At 59.9% G+C, this 23171-nt stretch carries 14 protein-coding genes; 10 read left to right on the forward strand and 4 right to left on the reverse strand.

What is annotated here, in order from left to right; all coding sequences use genetic code 11:
• Nucleotides 1-154 precede the first annotated feature (154 nt).
• Together ACN0RV_RS01935 and ACN0RV_RS01940 are read left to right on the forward strand one after the other, a co-directional pair.
• Nucleotides 155-4516, forward strand: coding sequence for an EAL domain-containing protein (locus ACN0RV_RS01935; protein WP_417345065.1), 4362 nt, complete (start codon nucleotides 155-157; stop codon nucleotides 4514-4516).
• A gap of 182 nt (nucleotides 4517-4698) precedes the next feature.
• Nucleotides 4699-6924 (forward strand): patatin-like phospholipase family protein, encoded by a 2226-nt coding sequence (locus tag ACN0RV_RS01940; RefSeq protein ID WP_417345066.1) that lies wholly within the window; start codon nucleotides 4699-4701, stop codon nucleotides 6922-6924.
• Between the two features lie 57 nt (nucleotides 6925-6981).
• Here ACN0RV_RS01940 and hxpB read toward each other — a convergent pair whose 3' ends face one another.
• The gene (gene hxpB, locus ACN0RV_RS01945; protein ID WP_417345068.1) at nucleotides 6982-7629 is read right to left on the reverse strand and encodes a hexitol phosphatase HxpB; all 648 of its coding nucleotides are present in this window, start codon (nucleotides 7627-7629) and stop codon (nucleotides 6982-6984) included.
• A gap of 138 nt (nucleotides 7630-7767) precedes the next feature.
• Here hxpB and ACN0RV_RS01950 point away from each other — a divergent pair, with 138 nt between their 5' ends.
• Both ACN0RV_RS01950 and acnB read left to right on the forward strand, forming a co-directional pair.
• On the forward strand, nucleotides 7768-8775 hold the full coding sequence (locus tag ACN0RV_RS01950; protein WP_417345070.1) for a DUF4382 domain-containing protein: 1008 nt from the start codon (nucleotides 7768-7770) through the stop codon (nucleotides 8773-8775).
• Nucleotides 8776-9053: 278 nt separating this feature from the next.
• The gene (acnB, locus tag ACN0RV_RS01955; protein WP_417345072.1) at nucleotides 9054-11651 is read left to right on the forward strand and encodes a bifunctional aconitate hydratase 2/2-methylisocitrate dehydratase; all 2598 of its coding nucleotides are present in this window, start codon (nucleotides 9054-9056) and stop codon (nucleotides 11649-11651) included.
• A 102-nt stretch (nucleotides 11652-11753) separates the two neighbouring features.
• On the opposite strand, the gene rsd is transcribed toward acnB, so the two are convergent.
• A complete protein-coding gene (gene rsd, locus ACN0RV_RS01960; RefSeq protein WP_286340550.1) occupies nucleotides 11754-12245 on the reverse strand; it encodes a sigma D regulator in 492 nt (163 codons plus the stop codon).
• Nucleotides 12246-12666: 421 nt separating this feature from the next.
• On the opposite strand from rsd, the gene hemE reads away from it, so the two are divergent.
• The 3 genes from hemE to ACN0RV_RS01975 all read left to right on the forward strand — a co-directional run bounded on the left by hemE (nucleotide 12667) and on the right by ACN0RV_RS01975 (nucleotide 15880).
• The gene (hemE, locus tag ACN0RV_RS01965; RefSeq protein WP_417345074.1) at nucleotides 12667-13731 is read left to right on the forward strand and encodes a uroporphyrinogen decarboxylase; all 1065 of its coding nucleotides are present in this window, start codon (nucleotides 12667-12669) and stop codon (nucleotides 13729-13731) included.
• 146 nt (nucleotides 13732-13877) lie between these two features.
• On the forward strand, nucleotides 13878-14972 hold the full coding sequence (locus tag ACN0RV_RS01970; RefSeq protein ID WP_417345076.1) for a PfkB family carbohydrate kinase: 1095 nt from the start codon (nucleotides 13878-13880) through the stop codon (nucleotides 14970-14972).
• A complete protein-coding gene (locus tag ACN0RV_RS01975; RefSeq protein WP_417345078.1) occupies nucleotides 14966-15880 on the forward strand; it encodes a pseudouridine-5'-phosphate glycosidase in 915 nt (304 codons plus the stop codon). The genes ACN0RV_RS01970 and ACN0RV_RS01975 overlap by 7 nt, the downstream gene beginning before the upstream one ends.
• Before the next feature lie 12 nt (nucleotides 15881-15892).
• On the opposite strand, the gene ACN0RV_RS01980 is transcribed toward ACN0RV_RS01975, so the two are convergent.
• Nucleotides 15893-16510, reverse strand: coding sequence for a uracil-DNA glycosylase family protein (locus ACN0RV_RS01980; RefSeq protein ID WP_417345080.1), 618 nt, complete (start codon nucleotides 16508-16510; stop codon nucleotides 15893-15895).
• Between the two features lie 93 nt (nucleotides 16511-16603).
• Here ACN0RV_RS01980 and ACN0RV_RS01985 point away from each other — a divergent pair, with 93 nt between their 5' ends.
• Nucleotides 16604-19177: a putative bifunctional diguanylate cyclase/phosphodiesterase gene (locus tag ACN0RV_RS01985; RefSeq protein ID WP_417345081.1), complete on the forward strand. Its 2574-nt coding sequence runs from the start codon at nucleotides 16604-16606 to the stop codon at nucleotides 19175-19177.
• A gap of 27 nt (nucleotides 19178-19204) precedes the next feature.
• Complete coding sequence (locus ACN0RV_RS01990) at nucleotides 19205-19999, forward strand: SDR family oxidoreductase (protein ID WP_417345083.1); 795 nt, start codon at nucleotides 19205-19207, stop codon at nucleotides 19997-19999.
• Nucleotide 20000: 1 nt separating this feature from the next.
• Here the strand turns inward: ACN0RV_RS01990 and ACN0RV_RS01995 are convergent, their stop codons facing one another.
• On the reverse strand, nucleotides 20001-20552 hold the full coding sequence (locus tag ACN0RV_RS01995) for a CPBP family intramembrane glutamic endopeptidase (protein WP_417345084.1): 552 nt from the start codon (nucleotides 20550-20552) through the stop codon (nucleotides 20001-20003).
• A 299-nt stretch (nucleotides 20553-20851) separates the two neighbouring features.
• Here ACN0RV_RS01995 and ACN0RV_RS02000 point away from each other — a divergent pair, with 299 nt between their 5' ends.
• On the forward strand, nucleotides 20852-23137 hold the full coding sequence (locus ACN0RV_RS02000; RefSeq protein ID WP_417345086.1) for a YgiQ family radical SAM protein: 2286 nt from the start codon (nucleotides 20852-20854) through the stop codon (nucleotides 23135-23137).
• The last annotated feature ends 34 nt before the right edge of the window (nucleotides 23138-23171 follow it).

Consider the following 23171-nt stretch of genomic DNA (forward strand, 5'->3'; position numbering starts at 1 on the left):
CACCCTTCAAATGCGAATTAAGCGGCTTCGGCCGCTTTTTTTATGCACAGAGCGATGGAAGTTTGGTAGAACACCTTTTAAAGTAGCGATTCGATAACCATAACTCTGAAGGTGGCTCATTCTGTTGAGGTGGCTCACGCTATTGGTCCTGTTGTTGGGACAAGTTTTACCGGTTTACGGCTTCCAGAGCCGCGTATTCGATCACCAATCCGGTTTCGTTTCCAACTCTGTAACGGATATGGCCTTCAGCGAACGGGGACAGTTGTGGGTGACTACCCATGATGGCCTCTACCGCATCGCCAGCCACAAGGTTCGTCGTCTCGATCGCCTCTCTGACACCGTACTTCTGCCGGATTTCACCCTGACCAGGGTCCGCGCCCTGCCAAACAGCCTGGTGCTGGTCTCCAGTGAGCACGATCTGTTTCTGCTCGATGAGGCCCACAACCAGGTCTCTCTGCTTGGCCGTGACAGCTTTACCGGCTATCAGCGCGGGGGCTCTACCGCCCTGACCGAGGCGGAAGGGCATCTCTTTTGGGTGCTGAACGACTTGGGTCAGCTTTATCGGTTTGATATGGCCCAGGAGCAGGCCACCCTGCTGTCGGTGATCGGTGCTCAAAAACATTTCTTTCAAGGCCTGGTCCACCACCGCGACACCCTGGTCACCGGCACCCGCAACCAGTTGATCACCTTCTCCATGGAGGGGGAGGTGCTGGAGTCGGCTTCCTGGCCCAAGGAGCGGGGCAACCTCACTACCCTGTTTTCCGATCGCCAGGGTCGGCTGTGGCTGACCTCCACTCGGGGCCTCTATCTGCGCCAGGGTCAGAATTTCATCCGCATCGACCCCGTGGGACGCTCGGTGCGTGACATCCAGCAGGACAGCAAGGGCAACCTGTGGGTGGTAACCACCCTGGGGCTGTTCCGCATCGATGGTCAGGATCTGAAAGTGACCGCCATGGGTCGCAGCGAAGAGCTGTTCGATGTGGCGGCCAGTATGCACAAGCTCGAACTGGACGACAGCGACAACCTCTGGGTGGCCACCATCAGCGCCGGCATTGCTGCCCTGTCCCCGCCGGAAGATTATGTGCTGGATCGTCTCTCTACTCACACCTCGCCCGCCATCGGCGCGGACCTGGTGTGGGGGTTCAGCGGCACCCCGGGTCAATTGTTCGTCTCCCACGATCAAGGGGTAGATGAGGTGGACCTGGTTGGGCGGACGGTCAAGCCCCTGCTGCTGGAGGGCCTGGATGCCCTGGACGCGGCGTTCAGTGCTCTGCCCATCTCGGACACTGAGCTTCTGGTGGGCACCACCAAGGGCTTGTTTATGGTGGACAGGGAGCTGGGTATGGGCCACAGGATCGCCACCGGCGATGACGGTCTGCCTGACCTGAGCAACCGGGTGATTCTGACTCTGACCGAGGGCCCAGGCCGGGTGTGGCTGGCCACCGACATGGGGCTCTACCTGTTTGATACCGAAGGTCGCACTCTGGAGCTGATTCTGGATGATGGCGAGCCTCTGATGGAGGTGCGCAACATCCTGGATCTGGGTAACGAGGTGTGGCTGGGGGGCAAGCAGCTGTTTGGCCGCTACCACCTGATGGACAGGCGATTGGAGTCTGCCCTGAATTGGCTGCCCGGCGACCCTTCAGACTACCATTTCGGCCCCATGGCTCAGGTGGCGCCGGACAAACTGCTGGTGGGCAGTTTCGGCGAGGGGATCCTGGAGGTGGATATTGGCCTCCAGCTGGCGTTCCGTATGAACGAGCAGTGGCGCTTCAACTGCACCACCCCCTATTTTATCCAACCCACCGATGAGGGGGCGGTGATTGGCTGTCCTCAGGTGTTGGCCCGCTACCGCAGGGATACCGGTTCCATCACCAGTGTGGGCAATGACGGTGGCCTGTTTAATACCGAGCTCAATGAGGGCGCCGCTTACCGTTTGGCCGATGACACCCTGGTAATCGGGACCACTACCGGACTGCTTCGGGTGGACCCCATGCACATCTCCGAGGCCAGCAGCAGCAACAGCGTGCAGTTGGAGTCGGTTAAGGTGCAGTATGAGGAGGGCAGCGAGCTGTTCCTGATCCCCCAGAGTCAGAAGATGGTGATTCGCCCCAACTTCGAGTTGGTGAACATCAACCTGGGCACCACCAATCTCATTACCGGTCCGGCGGTTCACTTCCGCTATCAACTGGTGTTCGATGGCAAGCCCAGCAGCCTGACCGAGCTGGATGGTGAGTCCAGCATCACCCTGTCGCGCCTGCCGCCGGGCAACCACTCCCTGCTGGTGTATGGTGAATTTGACGGCGTCTGGCAGGAGCAGCCACTGAGGCTCAACTTCAAGGTCGAGCAACACTGGTGGGCCAGGCAGGGGATGCAGCTGCTGTTCCTGACGGTCACCATCCTGATGTTGTTTGTCACCGCGGTGAACTGGCGCAACCAATTGCGCCGACAGCGTCGCATCAACCAGGCGCTGCGACAGAGCCAGCACAGACTGCAGCTGGCGCTGCAGGGGGGCGGATCAGACATCTGGGAGTGGGACGCCAAGAGCGACAGCTTCTATGTGGAAAACCGCCAGACCACCCTGTCCCGCACCAACAGACCCATGCGCATTCCCCGGGTGGGAATGACCCTGCACCGTCAGGACTTGCAGCCGGTGGTTCAGGCCTGGAAGCAGTTGTTGACAGGGGGCCAGGAGCGGATCAATGTGGAGTTTCGTGCCATCAGTCCCATCGGTGAATGGCGCTGGTTGTGGGTCACAGGAACCGTGATCGAGCGGGATCCCGATACCGGCCAGGCGCTGTTGGTGGCCGGGGTGTACGCCGACCGGACCAAGGTGCGCAAAATGGCTCACCTGCACACCCTCTATGCCCATGCCATGGAGAACACCACCGAGGGGATGATGATTCTGGACGCGGAGTACAATGTGACCGCGCACAACCCCTCTGCTCTGGCGATCCTCGGGTACCCCAAGGGGGCGCTGGAAGGGGTGAGCCTGTGCGATACCCTGCTGACCGAGGCGGGGATTCTCACGGAGATGAAGCACCAGCGGCGTTGGAGTGGCGAAGCTCAGATGCGCCGCCGTGGCCGCGGCCAGGTGCCGGTCTGGCTTAACCTCAGCCATATGTCCCTGGACAGCGGTGGCGACTACCTGGTGGTGCTCTTCTCCGACATCTCTGAGCGCAAGAAACAGGAGGTGGCGCTTCAGAAGCTGGCCAACTATGACCTGGTTACCGGGTTGCCTAACCGTTCCCAGTTTGATCAGCAGATCCGGGCCCGGATGCAGGAATCACCGGATCAGCCCCTGGCCCTGCTGTTCCTGGACCTGGACAGGTTCAAGCACATCAACGATACCTTCGGCCACGGCACCGGGGATGCCCTGCTGGTGGAAGTCAGCCGCCTGCTCACTTCCGTAGTAGGGGGCAGCGGCACCGTCTGCCGCTTTGGCGGTGACGAGTTTGTCATCATCGTTCGAGACTTCAGCCACAGGCTCCAGGTGGAAGCCTTGGCGGAGCGGATCCTCAGCCTGTTGTCCGAACCTATCCAGGTGCAGCAGCAGGTGCTTTACCTGTCGGTGAGCATCGGTATCGCCCTCTATCCCGAGGATGGCAGCCAGGCCGAGGAGCTGCTGAAGAACGCCGACCTGGCCATGTACCACGCCAAGGAGGAGGGGCGGGGACGCGCCTGCTTCTACACCCGTGAGCGGGATGCCCAGGCCACCTACCAGCTGGAGATGGAAAATGAGCTGCGTCAGGCCCTGGAGCAGGACAAGCTGGCGATCCACTACCAGCCCCAGTTGGATGTCACCGACAACTCGGTGTGTGGTGTCGAGGCCCTGATGCGCTGGAATCGGGAGGACGGCAGCCCGGTGGCGCCGGATCTCTTTATCGAGCTGGCGGAGTCCAGCGGCCTGATCATCCGCCTGGACCGCTGGATGCTGGAGAACGCCTGTCGGGAGTTCATGTCCTGGCCGGAAAACCAGGACCTCAAGCTTTCCATCAACGTCTCGGCCAGCCACTTCCGTCAGTTCGACTATGTGGAGTTCATCCAGTCGGTGCTGCAGAGTACCGGCATTCCGCCGGAGCAGCTGTGTCTGGAGATCACCGAAGGGGTGCTGATGAGACAGGTGAACCTGGCCCAGGCGCACCTCCTGGCCCTGAGGGAGCTGGGGATCTCTGTGGCGGTGGATGACTTTGGGACCGGCTACTCATCGCTCTCCTACCTGAGCCAGTTTGCGGTGAACAGCCTGAAGATCGATCGCTCCTTTATTCAGTCCATGCTGGAAAATAAGGCCAACCGGGCGATCACCTGCAGTATTCTCGACCTGGGCCGTAACCTGGAGCTGGACGTGGTGGCGGAGGGGGTGGAGACCCCTGACCAACTGGCGTTCCTGCGCAGTCAGGGCTGTCATCTGGTGCAGGGCTATCACTTCGCCCGGCCCATGCCCTCTTCACAGTGTCGCCAGTGGTTGGCAAACTGGGCTCCGAGTGAACATGAACTGCTGGTGGCATCATCCTGAGATGGTCGCCTCCACGAGCTGTTGATTGCGCCTGAGACCGGCCAAGGTGCAGGCAACAGCCCGGGGAGGCATCATTGTTTTTTATGCAAAGTCACTGTACCTCCTGCCAAACTCCTTGATAGCCTTCTGCTATTCTCTGACACAACTCCATCATCCAAGATAAAGGCGCCCTAGAGGGATCTATGTTACGCACATTGCTGGCTTTACTGCTGCTCCTGCCGCTTTGGTTGCAGGCTTCCGAACGACCCTCTGTGGGCGTGGTTCTCTCCGGGGGGGGCGCCAAGGGAGCTGCCCACATCGGTGTGCTTAGGGTGCTGGAGCAAAACCGGATTCCGGTGGATTACATTGCCGGGACCTCCATGGGCTCCTATGTGGCCGGCCTCTATGCCCTGGGGTACAGCGCCGACGAAATTGAAGCGATCCTGCTCTCCATGGATTTCAATACCGGCTTCGATGACGAGATCCCTCGGGAGGACCTCTCCTATCGTGATAAGCAGCAACGGGATGACTTCCCATTGGGGATTCAGATGGGGTACCGCTCGGGAGAGCTGCGGTTTCCAAAGGGGGCGCTGCAGGGGCAGACCATGCGCTCCTTGATTCGCCGCTCAGTGGGCAACATCCCGGAAGTGGGCCACTTCGATGACCTGCCCATCCCCCTGCGCACCGTTGCCACGGATCTCACCGATCGCAGCGAAGTGGTGCTGGAGAGCGGGAATCTGGTGCTGGCGATGCAGGCCAGCATGACGGTACCCGGTGCCTTGGCGCCCATAGAGATCAATGGCCATATGTTGGTGGATGGCGGCATGGCCAACAACCTGCCCGTATCCGTGGTCAAGGCGATGGGGGCGGACATCGTGATTGCGGTGGACATCGGTACTCCCCTCAAGGGCAAGGATGAGCTCAAGTCGGTGTTTGATATCGTTGATCAACTGACCGGCTACCTGACCAACCTCACCCGGGACCAGCAGGTGGCACTGATGGGCGAGCGGGATATCCTGCTGGTGCCGGAGATCGACGGTGTGGGGACCTCGGACTTTGATCTGATGCCACAGATGATTCCCAGGGGGGAAGCCGCGGCCCGAACCAAGCTGGAACAGCTCAGGGCACTTTCTCTACCAGAAGCCCGCTATGCCGGTTACCTGGCTCAGAAGCAGGCGTTGCGCGGCTTCTGGGAGGATAAGGGGGCGGGAGAGCTGGTGGCCATCGAGTTGGATAACGACTCCTGGGTGGGAGAGACCCGGATTCTCACTGCCCTGGGGGTCAAACCCGGACAACCCCTGGCCCAGGATGAGATTGAGGAGGCCATTGCCCGTGTCTATGCCCTCGACGAGTTTGAACGAGTGGACGCCTACATTCAGGAGCGGGCAGAGGGGCGGGTGCTGGTGGTGGACACCGACGGTAAGAGCTGGGGGCCCCATCTGTTTGAGCTGGGGCTGAGGTTTGAGGATGACTTCGATAATCCAACCACCTCCAACCTGGACATCGCCTTCACCATGAACAACATCACCAGCCTCCACGGCCAGTGGCGAAACGAGCTGTCCCTGGGGACCAACCGCCGCATCAGCAGCGAGTTTTATCTGCCCCTGGACGCCAATGGCCGTTGGTATGGTCGGGCCCAGTTTGAGGCGCAACAGGAGCGCTGGGAGCGGATTTCACCCACGGCGGATTTCCCTTTCCGCAGCATTGAGCGTAAGCGGGACAACTGGATGGCGGGACTGGGGATCAACCTGGGGCTGGCCGCTCAGCTGGAGCTTGGGTATCAGTATGAGTCTGGTGAGGTCAATGATGAGCACGCGCTCGTATTTAGTAAACTGGGGGATTATGAGTTCCACGGTGCCATGGTGAGCTTCGGCTACGATACCCTGGATGGCGCCATGTTCCCGACTCAGGGGAACCGGTTGCTGGTAAGCGTATCCCACATCGATGAGCGTTCGAAACTGGCCTTCGATGGCCTGCCCACCAATAAGCAGGAGTCCCTGGTCTACCACCTGGAGTGGACCGGCGCCACCAACTGGGACCAGCACAGCTTCTTCGTCAAGAGTGAACTAGAGACCATCGACAGCGATGGCATCAGCTTCGTTCACTTCACCTCCCTGGGGGGCTTCCTGAACCTGTCAGGCTTCTACCGTGACTCCCTGCTGGGGAGCCACAAGGGGTTGATTGCCGGTGTGTATACCTATGATTTGAGTAAGGGTGTGTTGGGTATCACCTGGCCGCTCTACCTGGGCTTCTCTGCCGAGGCGGGTAACGTGTGGCTGACCCGGGAAGAGGCGGACTGGGACGATCTTATCTACGCCGGCAGCCTGTTTATTGGCGCAGAAACCAAGTTGGGTCCTGCGGCCATCGCCTGGGGCATGGCAGACAGCGGCGACTCCAGCCTCTATCTGTTCCTGGGCAAGCGGTTTTAATCGGGGAGCCGGATCAACAAGGGGCACCTTCGGGTGCCCCTATTGGTTCTATTGGGCTTACAGCCAGTGTTCCAGGGAGAACTCCTCCAGGCTGAGATACTGCCGATCGGCAATCACATACCTGGGATCGCCCCTGTGGTCGGCATCGGGGATCGCCAGGGTGTGCATCCTGGCGGCCTTGGCCGCCAGCAGGCCATTGAAGGAGTCCTCGATGGCGAGACACTCTGTGGCATGAAGGTTCAAGGCATCGACCGCGTCGAGGTAGACCTGGGGGTGGGGCTTGCCCAGGGGCAGATGTTCGGCTGAGCAGGTCGCCCGGAAGTAGTGGCCGATGGCCAGCTTCTCCAGGGTGGCTTCCATCAGGAGGTGGGGGGAGGAGGTGGCCACCGCCATGGGAATACCCGCCTGATGCAGGGTATCCAGGGTTGTCAGCACCCCGGTCATGGGCTGCCCCTTATCCTGAATCACCTTGACCATGGCATCGAGAATCTGTTGCTCCACCTGCCTGGGCGTGGCGCCTTGCCAGGGGTGGCGGCTGAACCAGAACTGAACCACATGATCAATTCTCAATCCCTGGGTTTTTAATGTGTCTTCCAGGGTGATGGGGACACCATGTTGAGGAAATACCTCCATTTCAGCCAGTTGCCAGAATGGTTCGGAGTCCACCAGCACACCGTCCATATCGAACACGACCCCTTTGACCATCTTGATTCCTCTCACTTGCGACTGGGCCCCTTGCAAGGCTTTCAGCTTTGACTAAGGTTAAGGCATTCCACGTGATATCAATATTATTGCCTGCCCTAATGGGCTGGGCAGTGTAGCCTATTTTTAAATGGTGACCCTATGATCAAACCCCTTTCCATCATCAGTTTGGCGTTGCTTGTCGCCGGTTGCGGTGGCAGCAGCGGCTCCTCCTCTCCTCAAACCGGCCAGTTCTCCCTGGCGGTGTCCGACGCTCCGGTGGAGCAGGCGGACGAGGTGGTGCTGTTCTTCAACGAAGTGGTACTGGTGCCCCAGGACGGTGGCGATCCCATACAGATCGATCTGAGTGAAGGCGGCCCGGACAGTGTCGACCTGCTGGATTACACCGGCAGCAACAGTGCCACCCTGGTGAACAGCCAGACTCTGGCCGTGGGCGAGTACACCATGTGCCTCTATGCCCTGGATGGGGATGGCAGCCAGCAACTGTCCTACGTGAATACCCAGGATCAGGGGGTGGTTCCCCTGAGAGTGAACAGTAAAGGCAGCTGTCAGGGAGTGCAGGGCAATACCCAGGCGGCGGGGCGCATCTTCTTCAATCAGCCTTTCACCATCAATACCGGCATCAACAATTTTGTGGCGGAGTTTAATCTGCGCCAGGGGCTGGTTGACCCACAGGGCCAGGAGGGGATGTTCATCAAACCCACCGCAGTACAACTGGTGAATGAGGCCGGTGCCGGCAACATCGCCGGGGTGCTCGATGAGGTGCAGAGAGAGGCGTGTGAGGCAGACATGACTTCCCTGTTGGATGTGTCCGAGTTCAGTCACGTGGCTTACCTGTTTGCCGGAGAGCGGGATCGCACCACCATGGGCGATCTGGTGGGGGACGCCGGATACCCGGATGGTTCGTCCCTGGTGGCGCCTGTCGCCACTGCCGATATCACTCTGGATGAGGCCAGCGGAGAGTACCGTTATGAGTTTGGCTTCATTGGTGAGGGAACCTACAGCATCGGCTACAGCTGTGTGTCCAACTTCGATCTGCCCGAGAGTCATGAGACCGAAGAGCAGGATTTCACCTTCTACCAGCATTACACCCCGGTACTGGTCCAGCCTGGACTGACCACTGTTCAAGATCTGGATCCCATTTTGTGATCCAACGCGGCGGCGCCTGTCCTGGGTGCCGCCCAGCTTCACTTTCTTCAACTTTAGTCCAAAAAACCGGCTCATCGGAGCGGTTGCAATTTAAACTTCCGTTTTAATTCAGATATACTGCCCACAGCCAGAAACGTGTGGCATTCATCACAAAATGGAACCAAAACGCCACCCATAACCGGAGTGCGCTGTGATCTGACGCAGTGACCCAGAACCCGGAATCAACAACAGGACGAGCAGCTTCGTTGTAAGCCTGCCAGTAAAAGAGGAATTTTGCCGTGCTAGAAGCCTACCGTGAACACGTCGCCGAACGCGCAACCCAAGGTATCGCTCCCAAGCCCCTGGACGCGGAGCAGACCGCTGCTCTGGTGGAGCTGCTGAAGAATCCCCCCGCCGGTGAAGAGGAGATCCTGGTCGATCTGCTGGAAAACCGCATCCCGCCCGGGGTAGATGAAGCCGCCTATGTGAAGGCCAGCTTCCTGACCGCCGTTGCCCGTGGTGAAACCTCCAGCCCGCTGATGAGCAAGGCGCGTGCCACTGAATTGCTGGGCACCATGCAGGGCGGTTACAACATCGAGCCGCTGATTGCCCTGTTGGATGACGCCGAGCTGGCGCCTCTGGCCGCCAAGGCCCTGTCCCACACCCTGCTGATGTTTGACGCCTTCCACGATGTGGTCGAGAAGATGAACGCCGGCAATGACTTTGCTAAGCAGGTAGTGCACTCCTGGGCTGAAGCGGAGTGGTTCCTGTCCAAGCCTGCACTGGCTGAGAAGATCACCCTGACCGTGTTCAAGGTGAGTGGCGAAACCAACACCGATGACCTGTCTCCTGCTCCCGATGCCTGGTCCCGTCCGGACATCCCGCTGCACGCCCTGGCGATGCTGAAGACTGCCCGTGACGGTATTACTCCGGACAAGAACGGCGAGATTGGCCCCATCAGCACCATCGAGGCGCTGAAGGAGAAGGGTCACCCCGTTGCCTATGTGGGCGACGTCGTGGGTACCGGCTCCTCCCGTAAATCCGCCACCAACTCCGTGCTGTGGTTTATGGGCGACGACATCCCCAATGTGCCCAACAAGCGCGGCGGTGGCTACTGCCTGGGCGGCAAGATTGCGCCCATCTTCTTCAACACCATGGAAGACGCCGGCGCCCTGCCCATCGAGCTGGATGTCAGCAAGATGAACATGGGTGATGTCATCGAAATCTACCCCTATGAGGGCGTGGCCAAGAATGCCGACAGCGGCGAAGAGCTGTGTCGTTTCGAGCTTAAGACCGACGTGCTGCTGGATGAAGTGCGTGCCGGCGGTCGTATTCCGCTGATCATCGGCCGCGGCCTGACTGATCGTGCCCGCGAAGCCCTGGAGCTGGGCACCAGTGAGGTGTTCCGTCGTCCCGCCGATGTGGTCGACAGTGGCAAGGGTTACACCCTGGCCCAGAAGATGGTCGGTAAGGCCTGTGGTGTCACCGGCGTTCGCCCCGGTCAATACTGTGAGCCCAAGATGACCACCGTGGGTTCCCAGGACACCACCGGCCCCATGACCCGTGACGAGCTGAAGGACCTGGCCTGCCTGGGCTTCTCTGCCGACCTGACCATGCAGTCCTTCTGCCACACCTCCGCCTATCCCAAGCCGGTGGATGTGACCACCCACGCCACCCTGCCTGACTTCATCATGAACCGCGGCGGCATCTCTCTGCGTCCCGGTGACGGTGTGATCCACTCCTGGCTGAACCGCATGCTGTTGCCCGATACCGTGGGTACCGGTGGTGACTCCCACACCCGTTTCCCTCTGGGGATCTCCTTCCCCGCAGGATCTGGCCTGGTGGCCTTTGCCGCCGCGACCGGTGTGATGCCTCTGGATATGCCTGAATCCGTGCTGGTGCGCTTCAAGGGAGAGATGCAGCCTGGCATCACCCTGCGCGACCTGGTGCACGCCATCCCCTACTACGCCATTCAGCAGGGGTTGCTGACCGTAGAGAAGCAGGGCAAGAAGAACATCTTCTCCGGTCGCGTTCTGGAGATCGAGGGTCTGGACCACCTCACCGTGGAGCAGGCGTTCGAGCTGTCCGACGCCTCTGCCGAGCGCTCCGCCGCCGGGTGTACCATTAAGCTGTCCGAAGAGTCTGTGGCCGAGTACCTACAGTCCAACATCGTGATGCTGAAGTGGATGATTGCCGAGGGCTACGGCGACCGTCGTACCATCGAGCGCCGCATCCAGGCGATGGAAAAGTGGCTGGCCAACCCAGAGCTGATGGAAGCGGATGCCGATGCCGAGTACTGCGAGGTGATCGAGATCGATCTGGCCCAGATCAACCAGCCGATCCTGTGTGCACCTAACGATCCTGACGACGCTCGCCTGCTGTCCGAGGTTCAGGGTGAAAGCATCGACGAGGTGTTTATCGGCTCCTGTATGACCAACATCGGTCACTTCCGCGCCGCCGGTAAGCTGCTGGATAAGCACAAGGGTGCTCTGCCTACCCGTCTGTGGGTGGCGCCGCCAACCAAGATGGATCAGCAGCAGCTGATCGATGAAGGTTACTATGGCATCTACGGCCGTGTGGGTGCTCGAACCGAGCAGCCCGGCTGTTCCCTGTGTATGGGTAACCAGGCCCGGGTGGCCGACGGTGCGTCCGTGGTTTCCACCTCCACCCGTAACTTCCCCAACCGTCTGGGTACCGGAGCCAATGTGTTCCTGGCCTCCGCGGAGTTGGCGGCGGTGGCGTCCATCCTGGGTAAACTGCCCAACGTCGAGGAGTACCAGGAGTACGCCAGGGCGATCGATGCTCAGGCGGCGGACACCTACCGCTATCTGAACTTCCACAAGATGGAGCACTACACCAAGCCGGCTGGCGAGGTGATTATCCAGACTGCGGTGTAGCCCCAACACTCTGGACGACAAAAAGCCCCGCGAGATGCGGGGCTTTTCTTATTTGGGTCGACAGGCTAAGACCCAACTCAATCAGTTGGCGAAGTCGCTGCGTCAGGGTTGGGGCTGGAGCTCTTCGCTGTAGTGACGGTGCAGGGTATCGAGTAATTTGTCTTCGAAGGCGAAGCGCTCCTCCATCGCCTGGCCCAGGCGGGAGAGAGACTCATCCAGCTCCATCATGCGCTCATCGTCTTCGTCGAAGGGCACGCCAAACTTGTCATTGAAGTCCAGGGCGACGTCGGTGCTCTTGGCGATCTGGGGGACGATACGGCTGGCCAGTTGGCGACACTCCTCGCCGTGCTTTTCGCACTCGGAGACCACCTGATCGTAGACCTCGAAGTGGCCTTCGGAGACGTAGTCGACCAGCAGGTTGCAGAAGTGATGGACGCCATCGGGGTCAGGCAGGTGGGGGGCACTGTCGTAGGGAGGCAGGTTAGCCAGTTGGCAGTAGTGAATCAGCAACTGACGCCGATTGTTCAGCCACTGGTCAATGAGTGTGTTCTTTCCCCCCCACTGTTCTACCGCATTCTGGAGTCTGGTTAACATAGCCTGTCCCTCTTGTTCTGCGATCCTATTGATTCAAATTTAAGTAATGGAAGGGCAGTTGATCAATGTTTTTTTTGACCTAGTCCAAAAGAACCGAGGGTGGAGGGGGAATATTGTGGTGTATTGGGACGGCAGTACAATAAAAAACCCCACAGCAATGCTGTGGGGCCGAAGATATGGTCTTTCAGGGCTCGCTTGCCGCGAGCTTCTGCGTTATTTGCTAGCGCGCTATTTTTATACCAAAGGCGAGGATGAGGTGCAATACCTTGTTACGAATAAGTTCCCACTGAATTTGAGTCACAGTTCAAACTTTTGACGACAAATTTTGCGAATCTCCTCACGTCTCCGTGGTCATAAAGCTGTGTCCAGGTGCTACAATAGCGCCACTTTTTGAACCGCTTGCGTGTTAGGGATGAGCGAAATGTCCGAGTTGAAAAACGATCGTTACTTGCGTGCGCTGCTGCGCCAGCCCGTAGATAAAACCCCGGTATGGATGATGCGTCAGGCTGGACGCTACCTGCCTGAGTACCGCGCCACTCGCGCCGAGGCCGGCGATTTCATGTCCCTGTGCCGCAATGCCGAGCTGGCTTGCGAGGTGACCCTGCAGCCTCTGCGTCGCTATCCTCTGGATGCCGCCATCCTGTTCTCCGACATCCTGACCGTGCCAGATGCCATGGGGCTGGGTCTCTACTTCGAGCAGGGCGAAGGCCCGCGCTTCGAAACCCTGTGTGACAGCAAGGCGGTCATTGAGAAGCTGCCTATCCCTGATCCAGAGGGTGAGCTGAAGTACGTGATGGATGCGGTTCGCACCATCCGCCGTGAGCTGAAGGGCGAAGTGCCTCTGATCGGCTTCTCCGGCAGCCCCTGGACTCTGGCCACCTACATGGTTGAAGGCGGCAGCTCCAAGGACTTTGCCAAGATCAAGAAGATGGCCTTCGCCGAGCCTGCCACCCTGCACATGCTGCTGGACAAGCTGGCCGACTCCGTCATCCTCTACCTGAACGCCCAGATCAAAGCCGGTGCTCAGGCCGTACAGATCTTCGACACCTGGGGCGGCGCGCTGTCCGGCCCGGCTTACCGTGAGTTCTCCCTGCAGTACATGCAGAAGATCGTTGACGGTCTGATCCGTGAGTACGATGGTCGTCAGGTTCCTGTAGTCCTGTTCACCAAGGGTGGTGGCCAGTGGCTGGAAGATATCGCTGCCACCGGTTGTGACGCCGTAGGCTGTGACTGGACCGTCGACATGAAGGCGGCTCGTCAGCGTGTGGGCGACAAGGTGGCCCTGCAGGGCAACATGGACCCCTCCTGGCTGTATGCCCCTGCGGACAAGATCCGTGGCGAAGTGTCCCGCATCCTGGAAGAGTTCGGTCCTGGCAACGGCCACGTGTTCAACCTGGGTCACGGCATTCACCAGCACGTGGATCCAGAGAACGCCGGCGCCTTTATCCGTGCCGTTCACGAGCTGTCTGAGCCCTACCACAAGTAAGATTCAGATACCGTTGAAGAAAAACCCGGCTTTACGCCGGGTTTTTTGTGCCCTTTTTTTAGAGCGGATCGCAAAAATTTCCCTTCCCTTTTTCCCGCCGATGATCCATTATTCCAAACATAAGTTTGACTACCGGACAAATGTTTATGACCGAGCGGGAATTACAGATTCTGACCATACTGCGTCAGGATCCCCTGATCCCTCAGCAGGAGCTGGCAGACCGTCTTGGCATCAGTCGCAGCGCCGTGGCTGGGCACATCATGAACCTCACCCGCAAGGGAGCGATTCAGGGCAAAGGCTACATCCTGGCCCCGGAGCAGTACGCCGTGGTGATCGGTGGTGCCAATATGGACCTCTGTGGCCGTTCCGATGCGCCCCTGGTCAGCGGTGACTCCAATCCCGGACACCTCACCTGCAGCGCTGGCGGTGTGGGCCGTAATATCGCCGATAACCTGGGGCGCCTGGGCAGCCGGGTTCAGTTTGTGGGGGCGCTCGGGGACGACAGCTGGGGCGAACAGTTGAAGCAGGCCTGTCGTGAAGCCGGGGTCGGGGTGGATCATTGCCTGACTGTCTCCGGTGCGACCACCAGCAGTTACCTGTCCATCCATGGCCCGGACGGCGAGATGCAGGTGGCGCTGAATGATATGTCCCTCATCGAGCGCCTGGGCGCCGAGCAGCTGGCCAAACGTGATGGCATCTTCAAGCGCGCCAGTGCCCTGGTGCTGGATGCCAACCTGAGCCAGGATGCCCTCGAGTATCTGTTTGATCGACACGGTGACACCCCGATTCTGGTGGACCCGGTGTCTACGGTGAAGGCGGGTAAACTGGCGCCGTTTCTGGAGAAGATCCACACTCTGAAACCAAACCGCATGGAAGCTGCCCTGCTGGCAGACCGGGCGCTGAACCGTCCTGAAGACCTGCCCGGCGTGGCGGCGGCCCTGCACGACAAAGGGGTTCAGCGCCTGCTGATCAGCCTCGGTGCCGAAGGGGCCTTTGCCAGTGACGGCGAGCAGCACCGCTTTATTCCGGCTTCGGCCACTCAGGTCAACAATGTCACCGGGGCCGGTGACGCCCTGATGGCAGGCCTGACCCACGGATTCATGAATCAATGGCAATGGGACCGCAGTGTCGACTTTGCCCTCGGCGCGGCGCGTTTGGCGCTGATTGCCGACAAAACCATCAATTCAACCATGTCAGAGCAGGCGGTTGAGCGTCTGCTGGAGGAGACCCCATCATGTTAGAGCAGTATCTGGATATCCAGCCTGAAGTGGCCCAAGCACTGGCCAACAACCAGCCCGTTGTCGCCCTGGAGTCCACCATCATCTCCCACGGTATGCCCTATCCACGCAACGTGGAAACTGCGCTGATGGTTGAGCAGGCGATTCGTGAGCAGGGGGCTATCCCCGCCACCATCGCCATCATCGAAGGCCGCCTGAAAGTGGGTTTGGATGAGGAACAGATTCGTCACCTGGGTCAGGCGGGTCAGGCGGTGGCCAAGGTGAGCCGTCGCGACATCCCCTTTATCGTTGCCGCTAAGAAAGATGGCGCCACCACCGTTGCCGCCACCATGATTCTGGCGGCCATGGCCGGCATCAAGGTGTTTGCCACAGGCGGTATCGGCGGTGTGCACCGTGGTGCCCAGGAGACCTTCGACATCTCCGCGGACCTGCAGGAGCTGGCCAACACCGATGTGGCGGTGATCTGCGCCGGCGCCAAGTCGATCCTGGACCTGGGCCTGACCCGAGAGTACCTGGAGACTCAGGGTGTGCCTGTTGTGGGTTACCAGACCGACAGCCTGCCTGCGTTCTACACCCGTGAAAGCGAGCACAGCATCGATTACCGTCTGGACACTCCTGAAGCGATTGCCGAGGCACTGAAAGCCAAGTGGGCTATGGATCTGAAAGGTGGTGTGGTGGTGGCGAACCCCATCCCACAAGAGTACGCCATGGCCCCGCAGGTGATCACCGACGCCATCGAAACCGCCCTGAAGGAGGCGGAAGAGCAGGGCATCGGCGGCAAGGCATCGACCCCCTTCCTGCTGGCGCGAGTGTGTGAGCTGACCGGTGGCAACAGCCTGGATTCCAATATCCAGCTGGTGCTGAACAACGCCCGTCTGGGTGCCAGAGTCGCCGCCGCCTACTGCAGCTAATCCTCTGTCAGGCTAATTGCCTTTTAGCGCCGCTGCCACGCTCTGTTGCAGCGGCGCTATCAGTTCTGCCTCGAACCAGGGATTGCGTCTGAGCCACAGGTTGTTCCTGGGGGAGGGGTGGGGCAGGGCAATGATTCCATGCTCCAGGTGGGTACGCCAGCGGCGTACGCTCTCGGTCAGGGAGTCGAACCCCTGCAGGTAATGCCGTTGGGCATACTGGCCCACCAGAATCGTCAGTCGAATCCTGGGCATCAATGCCTGAATCTGCTGGTGCCACTGGGGCGCACAGCGGGGATCCGGCGGATTGTCGCCACTTCTGCCCCGGCCGGGGTAACAGAACCCCATGGGCATAATGGCGACCCGACTCGGATCGTAGAACCGCTCCGGTTCCAGGTTCATCCACTCTCGCAGCCTCACCCCGCTGGGATCGTTCCAGGGGATGCCACTGTTGTGGACCTTGAGCCCGGGTGCCTGGCCTATGATGAGCAGTCTGCTGCTGGCGGAGAACTGCACCACGGGACGAGGGCCCAGAGGCAGGACATCCTTGCACAACTGGCAGCGACCTATGCGTTTGGCCAAGGCCTGTGAAGCATTTTTGAGCTCTGTCCCGTCCTGTTTATCAGATTCCATATCGATTTCGCATTTGCCATTTAAAAGGGCATGAATTTTCGGTAACTTGACCTTCAACATTTCAAAAGGTAACGGTCCGACTTACCGGCGTCGATGAGCATAACCAAGCGCTTCACACTACAACTTGCGGTTATCGCCTTACCGATACTGATCTTTATCGGTAGCGCCCTCTATTGGCAACTGGAAAGCGGCCTCTCCTCGATGACCGCCGACCTGCACAGTCGCACTCTGGCTGGGGTGGTGGATGAGCTTGAGACCGAACTGCGTCGCCAGGGGCGGGATCTGTCCGATGTCCTGGTGGCTCAACCTCCCCTTCGACAGCACCTGCTGGCTCAAAGCCGGCTTCAGGGACGCGTTCCCCTGGTGATCAACCATCATGGCGAGCTTCGCCTGTTGCTGCCCGACGGGGTTCGACCGACCGGCACCGAGCAGGGGATTCTGGATAAGTACACCCGCCTGTTCAATGTGGGCACCTTCCAGTATGAACGCAGTGGCGTGATGGCGCTGGGAGAGCGTTACTATACCGTGGTGGTATTGCCGGCCCAGACCAAGGCCTGGCGCGGGCTGGCCCTGATTCAGGAGCTGACACCCGAGCGTTTCAAGGCTCTGAGCCATGCCAGCGAACTGATAGGCGAGTTGCAACTGCTGCCCGAGTCGCGCATCGGCCGTAATATCAGCATTCCGGTGGCCACCTTCTCCGGCGAACCCCTGTGGGTGACCGCCACCTTCCACCAGTGGCAGCGGGTGCAGAAGAGTCACCTGCTGTGGTCGCTGATGGCCTTGTTTGTCGGGGCGATACTGGTGATGCTCGGGGTGATGATCTTCCAGCTGTGGCGCCAGTTGTTGGCCCCGGCACAGGAGCTGAAACAGGCCCTGGAAAATCATCATCAGAACAAGTTGTGGCACAAACCCCTGAAGCTCAAGGGCAGCAGTGCCACCCGCAAGCTGACCCAACTGATCAATACCCTGTCCGAAGAGGTGGGGATCAGTCACCTGTTCCATCACAGTGCCCTCAATGCGGTGTCTGATGCGGCCATCATGGTCAACCAGGAGGGCAGGGTGATTCAGCTCAGTCCGGTAGCGGAATTGCTGCTGGGGCTCAAGACCGAGCAGGTGCTGCACAAACCCCTCTCTGCCATTATGCCTGGCAACTCCGGCGCCCAGCTGGATGCCATGCTGGTGGCCTTGCTCAACGGCAGCAAACTTCACGAAGAGGGGCGGGTTCAGCTGGCTCGGGAGCAGCTGGCGCGGATGGTGGACTTTAGCATCACCCGGGTCGACAAGCAGGAGGGTGAGTGTGTCGGCGCCGTGGTGATCCTCAAGGACATCACCCGCTCCGAACTGCTGAAGCGGGAGCTCAAGCGCAAGGCCCAGTACGATGTGATCACCTCGCTCTATAACCGTCAGAGCTTCGATCAGTATCTGCAGAATATGGAGAGTGACGACGGTCAGCACGCCATCTGCTACATGGACCTGGCCCGCTTCAAGCTGATCAACGATAGCTGTGGCCACGAGGCGGGGGATCGCATGCTTAAGGATGTCTCCGAGGCGATGGCCCGCTGCATCCGTAAAGGCGACTTCCTGGCCCGTATCGGCGGCGATGAGTTTGCCCTGGTGCTGGCCAACACCACCGCCCTGGAGGCCGCCCGTCAGCTCAAGGTACTGATGGACAAGGTCCGCGCCATCACCCTCTACTGGGATTCCGGCAGTTACACCGTAGGCATTCACATTGGTGTGGCGTTCCATCGTGGGCTGGAGAGTACCCCCAGGGAGGTGTTCAAGGATGCCGAGCTGGCGTGCCAGGCCGCCAAGACCAAGGGCGAGAGTCAGATCCACTTCTTCGACTCCCTGGACCAGGACATGGCCCACCAGCGCAACGCTCCGGCCTGGGCAATGAAGATCAACGAAGCGATCATTAACGACAATCTGGTGCTGTTCTTCCAGCCCATCGAGGCCATTTCCCACAAGACCCACAGGCGCCGGATGGAGATTCTGCTGCGGATTCGCGAAGAGAACGGCAGCATCCTGGCGCCGGGGCAGTTTATCGCCGCCGCCGAGCGCTTTAACCTAATGCCCACCGTCGACCGGGCGGTGGTGCGCAAGGCGTTCGAGTGGCTGGCCCGTCACCCCGAGCTGTGGGAGATCCAGGTGCTGTCGGTGAACCTCTCCGGTACCACCCTCTCCAGTGACGGCCTGGTGGATTATATCGATGATCTCACCAAGAGCCTGAACATCCCGCCTCACTGCATCTGTTTCGAGGTGACCGAGACCGCGGCGATTGCCAACGAGAGCCGGGCGCTGGAGATCCTCCATGCCCTGCGCCGCCGAGGCTTTGCCTTCGCCCTGGATGACTTCGGCTCAGGCTTTGCCTCCTACGGCTACCTGCGTCAGCTGCCGGTGGATTACGTGAAGATCGACGGCTGCTTCGTCCGTAACCTGGCCACCAATGCCAAGGACTACGCCATCGTCAAGTCGATTCACGACGTGTGCCGAGTGATCGGCATCGAGACGGTGGCGGAGTTTGTCGAGGATCAGGACACCCTGGATCAGCTGAAGATGATTGGGGTCAACTACGCCCAGGGCTATGGCATCGGCCGACCCAAGGATCTGGAGACCTATGAGCCGGATCTGCCGCCGCCGGAGGAGCAGGCTCAGGCCTGGCCATAAATCCATTTCATCCCAGGGAGGGACAAGATGCAGGGAGTGCAGGACAAAGTCGTCATACTCACCGGCGCGTCGGAGGGGATAGGCCGAGCCCTGGCCATCGCCTTGCACCGGGCCGGTGCAAGACTGATGCTGGCGGCCAGAAGCTCGGACCGATTGGCCGAACTGGCCGGCGAACTGGGAGAGGGGGTGCAGTGGTGTCCCTGTGACGTGGCCGAGCAAACCCAGTGCCAGGCCCTGGTAGAGCGTACCCTGGGGGCCTTCGGCCGCATCGACATCCTGATCAACAACGCCGGCATCACCATGTGGAGCCGCTTCGACGAGGCGGAAGACCTGGCGATCTACGAGACCCTGATGCGGGTGAACTATCTCGGGGCCGTCTACCTGACCCACGCGGCCCTGCCGTCTCTCAAGGCCAGTGGTGGTCAGGTGGTGGCGGTGGCTTCGGTGGCCGGCCTCACCGGTGTCCCCAGTCGCAGCGGCTACGCCGCCTCCAAACACGCCATGGTCGGCTTTTTCGACTCCCTCCGTATCGAACTGGCCCCGCAAGGGGTGGCGGTCACCCTCATCTGCCCCGACTTCGTGGTGTCCCAGATCCACAAAAGGGCCATAGGCCCGGACGGTCAGCCCCTGGGACAGAGCCCCATGCAGGAAGCCAAGATCATGACCGCCGAACAATGTGCCCAGCTGTGTCTGGAGGCGATCGCCGGGCGCAAGCGGCTTTTGATCACCTCATTGCGTGGCAAGCTGGGCCGCTGGCTGAGACTGGTGGCACCCGGGCTGATCGACCGCATCGCCGACAGGGCGATACGGGAGCGGCATTAGCCTAACTGCCCCCCCCCCCAGATGTAAGTACGGCAAAGGTTAAGCCGTTATTCAGTGAATGCAGTCCGATGGGAACCCAAAGGGATTCGGATTTATGGCGGCTCCAGCCCAAAATCAGCCCAAACAGGAAGATATGGACAAGTCCCACCCAGGTATATTGGCCATGAACCATAGCCCAGGCCGCAGAGGTGAGCACTATGGTCAGCCAAGGACGCTGCCATTGCTGCTGCAGAGCTTGCCAGAGGAACTGACGATAAAACAGCTCTTCAGCCAGGGGAGCCAGGATAACGGTGCCCAGGAAAACCAGTAACAGGGGGGCGTTGACAGAGTGCTGCTCCATCCATTGAAGATCTTCCGCTGACTCGGGAAGCAGAAACAGGCTGGCCCGAAGTAGTACCACATAGCCCAGGAGCATGCCCCAGAACTTTAGGTTGGCCTTGGGTTTAGCCAGGGCCGCTGCTTGAATCCAGTTGGAGTAGTACTTGCGGAAGATAGAGAGGATGACAGCAATCCAAAGCAGTTGTTCACCTATGCTTAAAAGGCGGGCCGTCATAGAGAGTTCAGAAAACTGAAGTGCTATGGTGCCTGAAATTGCAGTGAGGAAAAGGATAAAGGCATATATGGCCGCCACATAATAGAGTGGCAGCCGAAATTCCGAATTCACCATCTCTTGGCTAACAGATTGATTCATAGAGCACTTCCTTGGTTTCTTCTAGCCGACCAGTATCCATGCACCTATGGACTAGGGCAATGGAGAGGGGAGCCCCTACACTTTAAGTGGTTAAAATCTGGCCATCGCCAGCACCCCGTCACTCTGCTACAATCCGCGCCCGGCAAGAGAAAAGGTGCACCATGATCCCCAAGGCAAAGACCAAGCTGTTTGAATACCCCAAGTACTGGGCCGAGAGTTACGGTCCGGCTCCCTTTATGCCCACCTCCCGCAAGGAGATGGAGGCATTGGGCTGGGACAGCTGTGACATCATCGTCATCACCGGCGATGCCTATGTGGATCACCCCTCCTTCGGCATGGGCATCGTCGGCCGCATGCTGGAAGCCCAGGGGTTTCGGGTCGGGGTGATCGATCAGCCCGACTGGACCTCGAAAGACGACTTCATGCGCCTGGGCAAGCCCAACCTGTTTTTCGCCGTAGGGGCGGGCAACATGGACTCGATGATCAACCACTACACCGCGGATCGCCGATTGCGCCATGATGATGCCTACACGCCGGGCAATGTTCACGGCAAGCGTCCGGACCGGGCGGTGGTGGTGTATACCCAGCGCTGCAAGGAGGCCTATAAGGATGTGCCGGTGACCATCGGCAGCATCGAGGCCAGCCTGCGCCGCATCGCCCACTATGATTACTGGCAGGACAAGGTGCGCCGAGCCATCCTGTTCGATGCCAAGGCGGATCTGCTGATCTACGGCAACGCCGAGCGTCCCATCATCGAGGTGGCCCACCGACTGGCGGCGGGGGAGCCCATCTCCGAGATGCGCGACATCCGTGGTACCGGCTTCCTCACCAAAGATGCCCTGCCGGGCTGGAGTGGCCTGGATTCCACCACCCTGGACACCCCAGGGAAGATTGACCCCATCCCCAACCCCTATGGCGCCGATGAGATGGGCTGTCATATGGCCTCTGAGCAGCAGGAGGAGGGGGCCAAGGCGGTCACGGTCCAGCCTGCCAAACCCAAGCCCTGGGAGAAGCAATACATCCTGCTGCCCGCCTTTGATCAGGTGCGGGTGGATAAGGTGCTCTATGCCCACAGTTCCCGGGTGTTCCATCAGGAGACCAATCCCGGCTGTGCCCGTGCGCTGATGCAGCGTCACGGTGACCGCCACATCTGGCTCAATCCACCGGCGATCCCCCTGGAGACCGACGAGATGGACTGGGTATTTGGCCTGCCCTATCAGCGGGTGCCTCATCCCAAGTACCAGGGCAAGACCATCCCTGCCTACGACATGATCAAGACCTCCATCAACATCATGCGTGGTTGCTACGGGGGCTGCTCCTTCTGCTCCATTACCGAGCACGAAGGCAGGATCATCCAGAGCCGCAGCCATGAGTCGGTGATTCGGGAGATTGAGGAGATCAAGGAGAAGGTACCGGGCTTTACCGGGGTGATCTCCGATCTCGGTGGTCCCACCGCCAACATGTACCACCTGCGCTGCAAGAGTCCCAAGGCGGAGGCCACCTGCCGTCGCCTCTCCTGCATCTACCCGGACATCTGCGGCCACATGGACACCGATCATACCCCGACCATCGAGCTGTATCGCAAGGCGCGTAAGGTGAAGGGGATCAAGAAGGTGCTGATTGCATCCGGGGTACGCTATGACCTGGCGGTGGAGGACCCCCGCTATGTGAAGGAGCTGGTGACTCACCATGTGGGGGGCTACCTGAAGATTGCCCCGGAGCATACCGAAGAGGGGCCGCTGTCCAAGATGCTCAAGCCCGGGATGGGTAGCTACTACCGCTTCAAGGAGCTGTTTGACAAATACTCGGCCGAGGCTGGAAAGAAGCAGTACCTGATCCCCTATTTCATCTCCGCCCACCCGGGGACCAGCATCAAGGACATGGCCAACCTGGCTTTGTGGCTGAAGGAGAACAACTTCAAACTGGATCAGGTGCAGAACTTCTATCCTTCGCCCCTGGCCAACGCCACCGCCATCTGGCACACCGAAGTGGACTCTATGCGCAAGGTGAGCCACAAGTCGGACAGGGTGACCGTGGCCAAGGGCGGGCGGGAGCGTCGCATTCACAAGGCGATCCTCCGTTACCACGACCCCGAGGGCTGGCCACTGGTGCGCGAAGGCCTGAAGAAGGTGGGGCTGGCCAGGCTGATTGGTCATGGTCCCAACTGTCTGGTGCCGCCGGAAGGGCATAAGCCCAGAGGCCAGGGAGGGCGGGGCAAGCCAGCCCTGAGCAAGCACACCGGCCTCAAGCAGTTCGACAAGCCCCGCAAGGCGGCCAATGGCGCAACCGGCGACAACCGCGGCGCAGCCAAGGGCAAACCCGCAGGTCAGGGGCAGCGTAAGGGGCCAGCGGCTGGAGGAAACCGGCCAGGAGCGGCGGGCAAAGGATCTTCCACAGGGCGTGGGAAACCCCAGAGTCGTCCTAAGCCTCAGCGTCAGGGGCGCTAAAGAATAGCCATATCACTCAAAACAAACGCCGGGC

Origin of the sequence: Ferrimonas sp. (assembly GCF_048263965.1) — a bacterium.
Classification (GTDB): Bacteria; Pseudomonadota; Gammaproteobacteria; order Enterobacterales; family Shewanellaceae; genus Ferrimonas.

What these genes read in the sequence shown, in the direction of transcription:
- ACN0RV_RS01970 (WP_417345076.1), top strand. Translation starts at nt 13,878, where the DNA reads ATGACCGAGCGGGAATTACAGATTCTGACCATACTGCGTCAGGATCCC.
- hxpB (WP_417345068.1), bottom strand. Translation starts at nt 7,629, where the DNA reads ATGGTCAAAGGGGTCGTGTTCGATATGGACGGTGTGCTGGTGGACTCC.
- rsd (WP_286340550.1), bottom strand. Translation starts at nt 12,245, where the DNA reads ATGTTAACCAGACTCCAGAATGCGGTAGAACAGTGGGGGGGAAAGAAC.
- ACN0RV_RS01995 (WP_417345084.1), bottom strand. Translation starts at nt 20,552, where the DNA reads ATGACGGCCCGCCTTTTAAGCATAGGTGAACAACTGCTTTGGATTGCT.
- ACN0RV_RS01990 (WP_417345083.1), top strand. Translation starts at nt 19,205, where the DNA reads ATGCAGGGAGTGCAGGACAAAGTCGTCATACTCACCGGCGCGTCGGAG.
- hemE (WP_417345074.1), top strand. Translation starts at nt 12,667, where the DNA reads ATGTCCGAGTTGAAAAACGATCGTTACTTGCGTGCGCTGCTGCGCCAG.
- ACN0RV_RS01950 (WP_417345070.1), top strand. Translation starts at nt 7,768, where the DNA reads ATGATCAAACCCCTTTCCATCATCAGTTTGGCGTTGCTTGTCGCCGGT.
- ACN0RV_RS02000 (WP_417345086.1), top strand. Translation starts at nt 20,852, where the DNA reads ATGATCCCCAAGGCAAAGACCAAGCTGTTTGAATACCCCAAGTACTGG.
- ACN0RV_RS01980 (WP_417345080.1), bottom strand. Translation starts at nt 16,510, where the DNA reads ATGGAATCTGATAAACAGGACGGGACAGAGCTCAAAAATGCTTCACAG.
- ACN0RV_RS01975 (WP_417345078.1), top strand. Translation starts at nt 14,966, where the DNA reads ATGTTAGAGCAGTATCTGGATATCCAGCCTGAAGTGGCCCAAGCACTG.
- ACN0RV_RS01985 (WP_417345081.1), top strand. Translation starts at nt 16,604, where the DNA reads ATGAGCATAACCAAGCGCTTCACACTACAACTTGCGGTTATCGCCTTA.
- ACN0RV_RS01940 (WP_417345066.1), top strand. Translation starts at nt 4,699, where the DNA reads ATGTTACGCACATTGCTGGCTTTACTGCTGCTCCTGCCGCTTTGGTTG.